General features: G+C 41.8%; 11 protein-coding genes. 2 read left to right on the top strand and 9 right to left on the bottom strand.

Translation table 11 applies throughout. The features are described from left to right. Nucleotides 1–44 precede the first annotated feature (44 nt). The 4 genes from IMZ31_RS24405 to yfcC form a co-directional block, all read right to left on the bottom strand. Nucleotides 45–674, bottom strand: a complete 630-nt coding sequence (locus IMZ31_RS24405; RefSeq protein WP_242705622.1) for a hypothetical protein — start codon at nucleotides 672–674, stop codon at nucleotides 45–47. 68 nt (nucleotides 675–742) lie between these two features. After that, nucleotides 743–1,807 (bottom strand): PQQ-dependent sugar dehydrogenase, encoded by a 1,065-nt coding sequence (locus IMZ31_RS02305; RefSeq protein WP_207529044.1) that lies wholly within the window; start codon nucleotides 1,805–1,807, stop codon nucleotides 743–745. A gap of 150 nt (nucleotides 1,808–1,957) precedes the next feature. Beyond that, a complete protein-coding gene (iadA, locus tag IMZ31_RS02300; protein ID WP_207529043.1) occupies nucleotides 1,958–3,127 on the bottom strand; it encodes a beta-aspartyl-peptidase in 1,170 nt (389 codons plus the stop codon). 24 nt (nucleotides 3,128–3,151) lie between these two features. Beyond that, the gene (yfcC, locus tag IMZ31_RS02295) at nucleotides 3,152–4,654 is read right to left on the bottom strand and encodes a putative basic amino acid antiporter YfcC (RefSeq protein ID WP_207529042.1); all 1,503 of its coding nucleotides are present in this window, start codon (nucleotides 4,652–4,654) and stop codon (nucleotides 3,152–3,154) included. Nucleotides 4,655–4,809: 155 nt separating this feature from the next. Here yfcC and IMZ31_RS02290 point away from each other — a divergent pair, with 155 nt between their 5' ends. Beyond that, nucleotides 4,810–6,825 carry a sigma 54-interacting transcriptional regulator gene (locus IMZ31_RS02290; protein ID WP_207529041.1) on the top strand — a complete coding sequence of 672 codons (2,016 nt, stop codon included), beginning with the start codon at nucleotides 4,810–4,812 and terminating at the stop codon, nucleotides 6,823–6,825. Nucleotides 6,826–6,923: 98 nt separating this feature from the next. Here the strand turns inward: IMZ31_RS02290 and IMZ31_RS02285 are convergent, their stop codons facing one another. Next, nucleotides 6,924–8,831, bottom strand: coding sequence for an ATP-binding protein (locus IMZ31_RS02285; protein WP_207529040.1), 1,908 nt, complete (start codon nucleotides 8,829–8,831; stop codon nucleotides 6,924–6,926). Between the two features lie 411 nt (nucleotides 8,832–9,242). After that, nucleotides 9,243–10,961 (bottom strand): WG repeat-containing protein, encoded by a 1,719-nt coding sequence (locus tag IMZ31_RS02280; RefSeq protein WP_207529039.1) that lies wholly within the window; start codon nucleotides 10,959–10,961, stop codon nucleotides 9,243–9,245. 154 nt (nucleotides 10,962–11,115) lie between these two features. Here IMZ31_RS02280 and IMZ31_RS02275 point away from each other — a divergent pair, with 154 nt between their 5' ends. Continuing rightward, nucleotides 11,116–11,277 carry a CDGSH iron-sulfur domain-containing protein gene (locus IMZ31_RS02275; RefSeq protein WP_371825474.1) on the top strand — a complete coding sequence of 54 codons (162 nt, stop codon included), beginning with the start codon at nucleotides 11,116–11,118 and terminating at the stop codon, nucleotides 11,275–11,277. A gap of 71 nt (nucleotides 11,278–11,348) precedes the next feature. Here the strand turns inward: IMZ31_RS02275 and IMZ31_RS02270 are convergent, their stop codons facing one another. The 3 genes from IMZ31_RS02270 to IMZ31_RS02260 form a co-directional block, all read right to left on the bottom strand. Continuing rightward, nucleotides 11,349–11,627 (bottom strand): hypothetical protein, encoded by a 279-nt coding sequence (locus IMZ31_RS02270; protein WP_036784061.1) that lies wholly within the window; start codon nucleotides 11,625–11,627, stop codon nucleotides 11,349–11,351. 80 nt (nucleotides 11,628–11,707) lie between these two features. After that, nucleotides 11,708–12,406 (bottom strand): AIM24 family protein, encoded by a 699-nt coding sequence (locus IMZ31_RS02265; RefSeq protein ID WP_207529038.1) that lies wholly within the window; start codon nucleotides 12,404–12,406, stop codon nucleotides 11,708–11,710. Between the two features lie 102 nt (nucleotides 12,407–12,508). After that, complete coding sequence (locus IMZ31_RS02260) at nucleotides 12,509–12,970, bottom strand: DUF2188 domain-containing protein (RefSeq protein WP_207529037.1); 462 nt, start codon at nucleotides 12,968–12,970, stop codon at nucleotides 12,509–12,511. Nucleotides 12,971–13,020: the final 50 nt, after the last annotated feature.

The following is a 13,020-nucleotide window of genomic DNA, read 5'->3' as shown; positions in this document are numbered from 1 at the left end:
AGGCCCATTCTTTGGGCCTCTTCTATTATTGATCAAACGTTTGATTAAAAGAAGAACGGATAGAACAGACGGCCAATTCCGAAGAATGGGAAACGGTACCTTCTGAAGCGACGGAAGCGTCTTGGATAACCATATCCATAACCACCATACCCTCCGTAGCCGCCATATCCACCATACCCAAACTGGCGCTCATCTGGTGATTCACCATCTTCCTCATCACCCATTGGAACAAGCATGTAGACATTTTCTTTATCTACTTCATCAATAATCCCTTCATATTGAGCACCATCTTGCATTTCAATGATTACAAAGTAATGCATGTGACTATTCGCTTGGTTTTGCTTATCTTTCATACTCATATTTTGAGAAGGTCCTTCCCCTTGACCCATGCCCTGCTGTGGCATTTGCATCCCGTTACCTTGACCCATGCCTTGCTGTGGCATTTGCATTCCGTTACCCTGACCCATGCCTTGCTGTGGCATTTGCATTCCGTTACCCTGACCCATGCCTTGCTGTGGCATTTGCATTCCGTTCCCTTGACCCATGCCTTGCTGCGGCATTTGCATTCCGTTCCCTTGACCCATGCCTTGCTGCGGCATTTGCATTCCGTTCCCTTGACCCATCATGCCTTGTTGTCCAGGCATTTGCATATTAAATGGTTGCTGTTGATACACATTTATCTCCCCTTTTTGTTTCTTAAGTCGATGTTAGTGTATTCTTTTGACTGGGTGAATGTGACACTTTACTGTGACCGATCCATCATCTCAGTACGATAAAGTTTATCGTCATCAGGTTGCGGCGTGCCCCTTCCATCCGTATTATTCGTTACAAAGTACAAAACATTTTCTTCTATTATTAAGTCACGCACACGACCAACCCCATCTTTATATATACGAGATGTCCCTTTCTTTAAATCGAAGGCCCGTATCTGTTCTCCTCGCAATCCTGCCATATAGAGCTTTTCGTTATTGTATCTCAATCCTGAAGGAGCCCATGTGTCTTTCCCAGAGTGAAATAAGGGTTTCTCCATACCAGCTTTCTGTTCATCCCCGCGAATTACAGGCCAGCCGTAGTTTGAACCTGGTTTAATCAGATTAATTTCATCATAAGCTCTAGAGCCATGTTCAGCTGCATACATCGTTCCATCCTCTGCCCACGTCATTCCTTGTGGGTTACGATGGCCGTAACTATAAATGTACGAGTTAGCAAAAGGATTATCTGAAGGAATTGAACCATCAAGATTCATGCGCAAAATTTTACCCGCAAGGCTGTTCCGATCTTGCGCACTACTTTCATTCGCAGCGTCACCTGTAGAAATATAAAGAAGCTGATCGGGTCCAATCTCCAACCGCCCTCCATTATGAATATTACTACCTGGAATACGATCAATAAGAACATTCAGCTCCTTCCAAGTGTCATCCTCAAGCCTCACCGTAATCACTCGATTAAATCGCCCCTGAGCTTCATACGTATGGTACAGAAACGCTAAACGATTTTTATCAAAATCAGGATGAAGCACAAATCCGAGCAGACCCCCTTCCCCTTGTTGAACCACTTGCTTATCTAATTGAAGAGGCATCTCTTCTTTCACTCCATCTTCTTGGACTTTCACAATCGTTCCACTGCGCTCACTAATATAAAACGAATCCCCCACCTTATTGATATCCCAGGGTACATCAAGGTTCTTTGCAATGACCTCTCCTCTATCCGTTTGATCTTTCGTAACAGGTTCAGCTTCTTGTTTTTTTTCTTCCGCCTGACACGCGACTAATGTTAGGGCAGTCATCCCAATTAATATGTATTTCATCTGATCAATCCCTTCCGTTCTTGTACTTACACGTTTCCCCATAACTGAACAAATTAGACCCCGCATCTTACAGTCTTTCACAACCTATTAAAAAACGACCAGAGCACATTCTCTGGTCGTTTCGATCGAAATGCATTAAATTTTTTTAGTTTATTCAAACGTACCTTTAACAATGGCTTCTTTGCCCTCAACCATAAGCTTACCAAGGGCAAATACCGTATCCACTTGAAGATTCTCATCAAGCAAAACAAGATCCGCATCTTTCCCTTTTGAAAGCTCCCCTTTATGAGTAAGCTTCAGAATGCGAGCTGGGTTACTCGTAACGGTTCGGATAGCTGTTTCTAGCTCAATACCTTCTTCTATTACCGCTTCTCTTACTGCTTTATATAGCGTATCTACTTTCCCTAACTTCAGGCCAATAAATTCACCATTTGCGTCAAAGTCAGGTAAGCTTGCCTGACCGTCTGAAGTAAACGTGATTTGCTCTACGGGAACACCTGCTTCTAGCATCCTTTTTAATGCACGGCCACATTTTACTTCACCTTCTTCGAGGAACTTTGGGATGGTACTTGTTGTAAAATCAACATAGCCACCCTTTAGCGCGTATTGAATACCCGCTTCAAATAAATGCGGATTCCGGTTCATATGGGTGGGGTAAAATTGTTTTATCGGGATATCCGTTCCATCTGCAATCTCTTCTAGGATCGAGACCCCGTCTTTACTATCACCGACGTGTACATTTACAATACCGGACTTGCCCGAAAGAATACCGCCGATACGGGCCTGTGATGCAATCTTCGCCAATTCCTCAATAGTTGGTTGGGAAGAGCGATGGTCTGCTATCGCAATTTCACCTGCCCCAATAATTAAGTCAATTAAAATGAGGTCATCCTCGATCTTACCCGTCAGCGTCTTCACAGGTACTTGATAGGAACCAGTATGAGCAAAGCAACTGATCCCTTCCTCTCGTAATGCTCTGGCTTTTGCAACAAGGTTCGTCATTGTTCGGGTTGTTCCATCTGTCCCTAATACGCCTACTAGGGTCGTAATTCCACCAAGCGTAGCGTCTGTTAACTGAAGTTCTGGCGTCCGAGTCTTATAACTACCCTCGCCACCACCTCCTGTAATGTGTACATGGGAATCAATAAAGCCAGGAACGATTTTTTTCCCAGTTGCATCAATGACATTAACATCCACAAAGTTCTCCGGAACCGGGATCGAATCTGCAATCGCTCCAATTTTTTGATCTACGAGTAAAATGTCTTTTCTTCCTATATATTGCGGCGCATATACATCACCATTCTGAATAAGAGTTAGCATAGATTCTCACACCTTTCCTGCTGTCTACACAAAGTTAAGTAAAGAAGCTCCGATAACAAACAAGGATCCTCCGATAAATAACACGACGAAGAACTTAATAACAAACTTAAACCAAGTCCCCCACTCTAATCTCGCTGCTCCTAATGACCCCATAAGAGCTGCAGATGTTGGAACAATAATATTCGCAAAGCCATCTCCTAGTTGGAAAGCTAGTACAGCAACTTGCTTTGTCACACCTGCAAGTTCAGCAAGCGGAGCCATAAGCGGCATCGTTAAAGCAGCCTGCCCAGAACCAGATACAACAAAGAAATTAAATACCGTTTGGAACACATACATAAACCAGGCTGATATAGCCGGAGCTACACCATCAAAGAGCTGCCCCGCTCCATACAATACAGTATTTAAAATTGAAGGTTCAGCCGGGTTGTCTCCACCTAAGATAATTACAATCCCTTGCGCCATCCCTACAACTAATGCTGCTGGCAGTAAATCTTTCGCCCCACTAGCAAAAGCATCGGCAATATCGTTAACCCGCATGTTATTTAATTTAAAGATCACTCCAATAATACCTGCCACAAGTCCCATCGTGAAGAACTGACTTGCGATCTCAGGAATATAGTAAGCATGCTCAACAACGCCCCAAATAATCCATGCAATACCGGCTAACACGGTTAATAGGACGAGAATGTGACCTGTTTTAAAATGAACATCCAGATCCTTTGATTTGAAGTCTTCCCTAAAGTACTCGTCAGATTGATACGATAGCGAGCGAGTTGGCTGCTTTCGAATCTTATTTGCATACCACCATGTATAAGCAATTCCTAACAGCGTGAAGAATGCCCACATCGCAATTCGGAAAGGCGCACCAGAGAATACCGGAACTCCGGCGACCCCTTGAGCAATAGCTACTCCAAAAGGGTTCATCCAAGAAGTTGCAAATCCAATTTGAGTTGCTACATACGTAATCATGACTCCCGTGATTGCATCATAACCAAGTGCAACAACTAAAGGAACGAGGATCATAGCAAAAGCAATTGCTTCTTCCCCCATACCAAATACTGCTCCACCTAGAGAAAAGAGAAAGAATAAGATCGGAATAATAAGTCCCTCTTTCCCTTTCGTTTTATCAATAACTGAAAGAATCCCCTCTTCAATCGCACGGGTGCGAATGATAATTCCAAAAGCACCACCAACAATGATGATAAAGGCGATTACTCCAACAGCAGATCCCCATTTACTTCCTGAAACCAACCCTTCAAAAACGTAGTTTAAGAAACCAGCGCCTCCTCCAGGTTCAAATAAACTAGTTCCTTCCTGCTCTCCTTCAACATAACTGAAGCTATCCGGAACCAGGACCGTTTCGGTTTGCGTCTCTCCACCTTTCTCATACGTTACCTCTTTCGTCTCGAATACCCCAGCCGGAACCACATATGTCAGAACAGCTGCCAATACAACCACAAAAAAGATAATAACGTACGTATGAGGCACCGTTATCCCTTTCTTTGGTTCTCTTTGGTCTTTCTCCATTTTAATTCCTCCCTGTAATGGTCTTATGTACTTAGATGCAAAAATCATGCCAACTTAATAATCTGAATTTTCTGGTGTCAATTGGTTCGTAATCTCTCATATCGTTGTTTTAGGGTGTTATAATTAAACCATTAACAACCTAAAAGGAGAATTCAATGAGAACACAAGAGCTTGTCTTATTAGCTGGAACAACTGAAACGCAACATACACTTCAAGAACAGCTAAACGATATCCTCGGAGAATTTATCACCATTCATAGCTACGCCTCCGAAGATTGGCTACCAGATACTCTGACAGATCAACTCGTTATCTATTCATCCGCTATCATAGATAAAGAAGTTCAACACGTAGTAGGACAAGGGTGTAAAGTCATCGTAGCTCGACGTACCACAAACTATGAATATATCGACCAACTCTTTGAACTCCCACAAGGAGAGAGAGTATTATACGTTAATGACTTCCCCCAAACAGCAGAAGAATCGATCGAGACGCTTCAGAAAATCGGAATTCATCACATCCATTACGTCCCATATTACCCCGGCAAAACACTTACTCCCGATCAGCAAACCATCAAAACAGCCATTACACCAGGCGAAGTGCATTTAATTCCTGACTCCGTTACACAGAAGATTAACATCGGGGTTCGTCTAATTGACATTACGACTCTTATGGAGATTTTAGAGCACTTTAATCTTAAAGAAGCTTTAGGTGGAGAGATTTCCGATCGTTATACTAGAAAAATCATCGAACTAAGTCACCATCTATCTCTCGTAAACCAGCAGACTACTTTACTAAACCAGCATTTAAAACATGTGGTTGATGGAGTGAATGACGGGGTTGTTGCGTTTGATTCAAGAGGGAAGATTACCGTTTTTAATCAAGTGGCTGAACAGTATATCCGCGTTTCTTCCGTTCATGCAATCGGGAAACACATTCAACATATTTTTAAGCAAGACTCCCTTCTCTCGTTTATTTTTCAAAACGATGAAACAAGTCGTTACTTTACAATTAACGGATTGAACTTGATGGTTTATCGCTTCCATTTAAATGAAGAAGATACGACTGTGATTATTTTCAAGAATACAGACGAAACCATTTCTATGCAAAAAGCAGCCCGTCATGACCTTCTCCAAAAAGGTTATATCGCTAAACATACGTTTGACGATATCATCGGTAACAGTCCGGCCGTTCTAAAAACAAAGCAAATCGCCAACCGCCTCGCCCAAACTGAACTCCCTGTTCTAATCCAAGGAGAAAGCGGAACAGGAAAGGAACTTTATGCAAATGCGATCCACAACGTTTCATCGAGAAAATATCAACCATTTCTAGCTGTTAACTTTAGCGCTTTACCTGAAGACTTACTAGAGAGTGAATTATTTGGATACGAAGAAGGAGCTTTCACAGGGGCTAAAAAAGGGGGAAAGAGGGGATTATTCGAACAAGCCGATGGAGGGACAATTTTCCTCGATGAGATAGGCGATGTAAGCGTGAAGATGCAAGCAAGACTTTTGCGTGTCATTCAAGAGATGGAAATCCGCCGTATAGGAGGAAATAAAAATATCCCGATCGATGTCCGCATCGTTGCTGCAACAAACAAAGACCTACTCAAACTCATTGAACAAGGGGCTTTTAGAGAAGACCTCTATCATCGCCTAAAAGTGTTAACTTTATCGTTGCCAGCTTTACGAGAACGAGCTGGAGATATCCCTGGACTCGCAGCCATGTTCATAAGGGAGCAAACTCATGAAGAAATTCACGTCTCCACTCCAGTTATGAATCAATTAAAGATGAATCCATGGAACGGAAATATTCGAGAACTAAAAAATACGATATCCTATATGCTTGCTGTCCGTGAATCCAACGAATTAAAGCGTGAGGATCTACCAAATCCCGTTTCTTATCAACCCGGAACTACACAATCCACCAATGCTGTAGATATTGTAGAGAAACAAGACCAAGTAGAGCTCCTTCAAGTCATCTATGATCTCAACCAACATCAAGGCAGAGCAAGTCGAAGCAAAATCACCCAAAGGACCCCCCTATCCGAGCAACAAGTTCGATTGAGACTTCAGAAGCTACAAGAAAAAGGTTACATTCAAGTTGGAAAAGGACGATCAGGAACAGCGATCACCGATGCAGGCGTTACTTTTTTAAAAAGTCAATCCTTGTAATAAAGAGGTATAATTCCCCCAAGCATTTATGAATCTAATGCTTGGGGGATCTTTGCCTACGGCAAAAAAATCGGAACCCCTTAAAGGTGCTCCGATCTTTAATCTGAATGTATAACAGGTAATGTAATCGTAACTGTTGTACCATCACCAATTTCACTTTTATATTTGACAGTTCCCCCTAAGCTCTCAACGAATTTAGTTGTGACCATCATGCCAAGACCTGTTCCCTTTTCTTTTGTCGTGAAGAAGGGTTCACCGATCCTTTTGATTTTTTCTGGCTCAATCCCTTTTCCGCTATCCGATATGTTAATAACAACAACATCCATATCAACTTTATACATCCCAACTACTGTAAGATCACCAGGGCCATCTATAGCCTCAATGGCATTTTTTATAACGTTAATAAAGATTTGTTTTAACCGCTTCGGATCTGATGGGAGGTCTGGTATAGTTGCATCAAAGTCTGTGGTCACTTTAATGCCACCTTGACGACATTGGGCCCGAAACAGAGCAAGAACATAATGAATAATATCAATAAGATTTGTATCTTCAAGCTCAACTTCTTGTTCCGGTTTAGCTAACAACATAAATTCATTTACAATCGACTCAATACGAGATAGTTCTGAGAAGACGATATCCCCATATTGGCCGTTACTCGATTCGCCAGACATCATCAGTTGTAAGAAACCTTTAATAGACGTGAGCGGATTCTTAATTTCGTGAGCAATTCCGGCAGCAACACGTGTAATTGTCTCGAACTGTTCAGACCGAGCAATAAGTTCGTCTTTCTCTTTAATATCCGTGATATCTTCATGAACCCCAACAATCATGACCTTTTCCGCTTTCTCTAAAGGGTAGCCTTTCGTGCGAATCCACTTCCACACACCAGGCTCATATTCAAATCGGTATTCACAAGCCGTCTTCTGCGAGCCCATTTGACGGAACGCTCTTATTACACGATCCCTGTCCCTTACATGGATACAGTCTAACCAAGTATTATAATCCCTCTCAACAACTGGTATAGAGAGACCAAAGATTGATTCAAACGTTGGACTCATGTACTCCCATGTTTGGAAGTTGGATGACAAAACCCAAAAAGCTTCGTTAATGTTGTCAGCCAGTAAAGAAAACCGTTCTTCTGTTTCCTGCAAGGCATGAATGTAGGTGTTTACTTCTGTAATATCCTGAACAAAAACAGTAAGTTCATCATTAGAAGGATATGCAGTTACGTCTACCACCCTTCCAGTCCCATAAATATAATCTTGGAACTTTACAACCTGATTGAGCTCAAAAGCTCGCTTGTAATGCAGGTAGTAGTTTTGATAGACCTCGCCAGGAAAAACCTCCCAAAGATTGCGATTACACAACGTTTCTGAAGAACGGTCGAGTATTTCTTCAAGCGTAGGATTTACGTACAAAATCTCCCAATCCCGACTGATCACCGCAAAACCATGAGGAATGTGCTCAACAACTTCTTTCAAACGATTATAGACAACCGAACTTCCACCTGGCGCTTCAAGAAACCGTTCTAAACTCTTAGAGCTTAGGGGTTGATTATTCAGTTGCTCATCTATCAAAGAAAGCCAAGTCATAAAATGATCGACCGATTGCGAAGCCGGAATCGTCCCTAATTGACTATCAATTTGATAACTCCCTTTGCCTTGACTCGTCAATGAATGATGGCCCGTAACCATAACTCTGCTAGGAGATAGTCTCTTCATGACCCCTTCTAATCTAATCCCCTCAGGACTCGTCATAAAAATATCTACAGAAGTCATAGCATCATCATTCTTGAGCACACTTTGTCCTCTTTCGTTAAACATAGATACCCACTCATCACGATTGATCACTGGGTGATCTAACTTGAACAACTTCATGAATTGTTCATTAACGCGGACCTCACCTTTCTCTTCATTTAATAAACACAGCCAATTCCCCGCTACATTAAACATTTCCAAGCACTCGTCTATGAGAAAGTACTCTTCCACCTTTTCAGTTTGAACCACACACATCCCTCTCTTTTCCTTGATCGCGTAGTTCTTTCTAATCAAGTACACGTATAATAGTACTCTCATCATATACTAAATAAGTAAAAGTTTGTATAGATTCGAGGGTATTTTCGGTTATTCGCCACCATTCGACAAAAACCTCAAAAAAGAGCTGAAAAGGCCCGTTACGTTTATGAGTGCTTGGGCTTGCTCGGGGACAACTCGCTTTCCTGCGGGGAGCTGGGGAGACCCCAGAGGGAGCGAATGCGACTGAGGAGGCTCCCCAGCTCGCCGCGGAAAGCGAGTGATTTCCCGAACCGCCTCACGCTCCAATAACGCATACGGGAACATTCTCTCAGCTTCAAGTCTTCAAGATTAATTCCCCATTCTTGAACGCAGAGCAAAAAAAGACCAACGAAGGTAAAAACCCTAGTTGGTCATATTACTATGGAAGGACCTCCAGAAGGACCCCTTATAATCAATAAGTTCGCTGATTTGCTCAAAAGGAATTTCAAATGTTGGGAAGCCTGCTACATAAGGAGCGATTTCATAAGGGGCATAATATACGAACAAAGATGTATCGTTCACATAGAATGGCTGATCCGCATCCACTTTCACATCTACATCGTCAAAATAATAAGAGTCAGCTTGTTCTTTTATTTGCTCATTAACTAACTTTGTTAACACTTCAGTATAAGGGCTTCCCTCTTTGAAGAGATTCGATAGTTGATAAAATGTACCATCAACTAGATTCAGATTAGCATGCAGTTTCGTTGGCATTGGATGAGCAGCTCCAAAGTAATATTGGGAGCCGTTTAATTCAATAACGACAAGATCTTTATGGAAATAATCAATCGCGAAATCACCAAAATAGCTGTAATCGAGCTTCTTTTCTTTTGGGATCTCCTTAACCTGTGACATCTCTTTTAAAGTTTCGTTGACTTCTTTTTGAATATCCGTTTCATCCATTCCTCTTACGACTGGGTAGTAGACGAGATAATCGATATTTGGTTTGTACTTCATCTTCAAAATTCGAAACTGGTTATTCAGACGTATTGTCCTCTTTGGCCTCCATATCACTTCCCCTTCTTGTGTTAAATAGAGAAGTTCATAGTCAATTATGGCTTTAATAAGAGGACCTTCTAACGAGAGGTTACCTTGACCTGGCAAGACTGGTTTGTTTTGCGCGATATTACCTTTTCGATTGAGGAAAAATGTATTTTCATCATCATGAGCGGATGCCAATCCTTTCTCATAATCCAATACATTCTGATAACGAAATGGAGATAAAAGGTCTCCATTTAAATCCGCTATGGCATACTTACTCCCAAGGTACGGTTGGTCAGGGACAATGGCCTTACCTATCGCTATCCTCTTCTCCCCCAACCGATTGATATCATCATGAACAGGCTGTAAGATTTGGTTGCCTTTTGGGTCAATCAGTCCATACCGAAAGATATAATCTTCAGCCACGGTAACAACAGCACGACCTTCTTTAAAAGCCTGCACGTAATCGTAAGAAGGTTCTATGACCACTCGACCTCTTTCGTTAATATAACCGTATTTCCCACCCTTATCTTGTTGAAAGGCGAGCATCCCTTCGCCATAATTGCCAACATACGGGTAATTATAGGTATAAAAAGGATTTCCATCTCGGTTAATTAAAGCATATTGATTCTCCTTGACCTGCACAACTGCCCTCGCATCCTTAAATGGATCACCAGACAAATATTGAGCAGGAATTGCTTCTTGACCTTGATTATTTAAATAACCGTAATACGTCGTCCCCTCTTTCTCTTCACTAAATAAGGCTAAACCATTTTGGTACGTTCCAATGTATGAATAGGATTTGGGCGTAAGAATAGCCCCTTTCTCATTAATAACCTGAAACTCATTATTTCTATAAACGACTGCTCGCCCTTCACTGAATTCAGTAATGGATTCATATATAGGTTCAACAACATAATCGCCTTTTATATTAATAACTCCATTTCGCTGATCCCCTTCCACTACTGCTAACCCATTATTCTGAAAATCCCGTGCATATGAATACTTAGGTGTTATTTTAATGTCGCCTTTACGATCAATATATCCCCATCTTTCCCCGTCATCCATTTGAACCAATACCGGAAATCGCTTGATAGACATAGAAACCGCCCCCCCTAACTGAACACGTTTACATTAGTTTATTCGCCCATTTGCATAATGTGCTTAGACTGTCGTAAAAGTTAGCTAACCAACATATAGTGACAAAAAGGAGGAGATCGAGATCGCAGATATAAAAGTAAGAGACAACGGGCCTTTGTTTGTAACGGGAGACTTCACACTTAAAGATGCTACAGGCAAAGAATTTACCACAAAGAAAGGATGCTCCCTGTGCAGATGTGGACGATCTAGTAACAAACCCTTCTGTGACGGAGCACATAAAGGCGTATTTAAAGACGAATCCCGTGCTAGCGAATAAGGTTCAGCTATATAGAAATCATATATTGCGCATAAAAAGCGACCTTTCTTGTACAAGAAAGGTCGCTTTGATTAAGAGACTTCATTTACTTTAAACAAAGCATCGACTTTTTGTGCCAGTTCCGATATGAATCGGTTCACATCTGGCGGAACAGTTTGTTGACTCTTCCATTCTACTTCTCTGCTATTCATCATTTTCGGGCGGCTCGATACAAATACCCAGCCAACGTTCCCTTTCTTTACAAAAGCCGTCCATAGCCATTCCTCACGTTCCCCAACACTTACGCCAACGAGCTTATGTTCAGCTCTTCTATTGCCACTACGCTCAATCCGTTTCAGTTGATGCTTCAATCCTGCCACTCCTTGCCTTTTTTCTATCAGTATGAACGAATGCAGTCGGAAACATACTTGAAGGAGCAGTGCTAGTTCACTTACTGGTTAGATTGAGAATAGTAGACTTCTTCAAAAGGTTGAACGATTACGAAGCCTTCACCAGAGAATTTCATTTGAACAGACTCTCCACTCCCCCGTCCAAAGAAGCTCTTCAACGTAACATCGGTTTTAAACTCAGGCTGCAAATGTCCAGACCAAGCCACAGTAGCGTTAGGATCCGTCATAACAGGTTGATCCGGTGTAACCAAAAGGGTTAAAGGCTCGTAGTGAGAGGTTATGGCTACAAGTCCGCGGCCTTCTAATCGAATATTAAAAAGCCCTCCAGACATCATGCCAGCTACCTTTTTCATCAACTTAATGTCCCAGTCGATGCCAGGTTCAAAAGCAAGAAGGTCATTGCCATTTACCGTAATTGCTTCATTATTCAGATGAAGGATGGTAATCTTCTTCCCCTGATCTGCTAAATAAAGCTTTCCATTACCATCTGCCTTCATGAGAGAAGCACCTTCTCCTGAGAAAGCTTTCTTAAACATCTTTCCAATTCCATGTTCAAGGATTCCTTCGCGCTCAAATCGAATGGATCCATTATAAGAAATCATGGACCCCATCTTAGCCCACACATCACCATTTAAATTAACCTCAAGCATACGAGGGGTTTCTAACTCAAAGTAATCATTCTCCGATTCATCCTGCTTTGTCTGCCGAATAAACTCATCAATGGAATAGTTATGTTTCATAAGTCGACCTCTCCTCTATTAAGTATAAACTCAAACTCAAGACACTTTGCCAGATTTAAAATAAAGCTGTCCCACCTTTGTTGTATGAGACAGCTTTGGTAATTATGAATCGTATGATGTTTGTTCCTGGATACTGCCATCTTTTTTATGGATAATGACTTTCGTTCCTTTGTTTTGAGCGATCTCTTTGGCACGGTCAATAGCATCTTGCTTCTTTTCAAACACGTCTGAAGGCTTTTTCGCCTGCTCTGTTTGAACGGCCCACCCATCTTCATGAGCTACAACGTGTTCTCCTTTTTCAAGAAGTTCAGGTCGAGGATCAGACTGATTGTCTTGATCATCACGACTCTTTAAATCCTGATCACTCATCTGTTTCACCTGATTGACTTCTTTTTCACTTGCATTGTCATACCATTCTTTCGCTTGTTCTGTCGCAATTGGAATAGCCCGGTCTTCGTCATAGCCATCATCTAACATTGCATTCGCAATATCGATTGCTTTCTTTCTTATAGGTGTGTCTAAATTCTTTAATGAGCTTGGATAATCATTTGTATCCCAAGGCATATCGCCCACCTCCGGTAACCTTTTTCTTACAAATTACCGCATTACGTGCG

This window comes from Pontibacillus sp. ALD_SL1, assembly GCF_017355605.1.
The sequence above is the reverse complement of the archived record's forward strand: the minus strand, read 5'-3'. Positions and strand labels throughout refer to the sequence as shown.

What these genes read in the sequence shown, in the direction of transcription:
- IMZ31_RS02305 (WP_207529044.1), bottom strand. Translation starts at nt 1,807, where the DNA reads ATGAAATACATATTAATTGGGATGACTGCCCTAACATTAGTCGCGTGT.
- iadA (WP_207529043.1), bottom strand. Translation starts at nt 3,127, where the DNA reads ATGCTAACTCTTATTCAGAATGGTGATGTATATGCGCCGCAATATATA.
- yfcC (WP_207529042.1), bottom strand. Translation starts at nt 4,654, where the DNA reads ATGGAGAAAGACCAAAGAGAACCAAAGAAAGGGATAACGGTGCCTCAT.
- IMZ31_RS02290 (WP_207529041.1), top strand. Translation starts at nt 4,810, where the DNA reads ATGAGAACACAAGAGCTTGTCTTATTAGCTGGAACAACTGAAACGCAA.
- IMZ31_RS02280 (WP_207529039.1), bottom strand. Translation starts at nt 10,961, where the DNA reads ATGTCTATCAAGCGATTTCCGGTATTGGTTCAAATGGATGACGGGGAA.
- IMZ31_RS02265 (WP_207529038.1), bottom strand. Translation starts at nt 12,406, where the DNA reads ATGAAACATAACTATTCCATTGATGAGTTTATTCGGCAGACAAAGCAG.
- IMZ31_RS02260 (WP_207529037.1), bottom strand. Translation starts at nt 12,970, where the DNA reads ATGCCTTGGGATACAAATGATTATCCAAGCTCATTAAAGAATTTAGAC.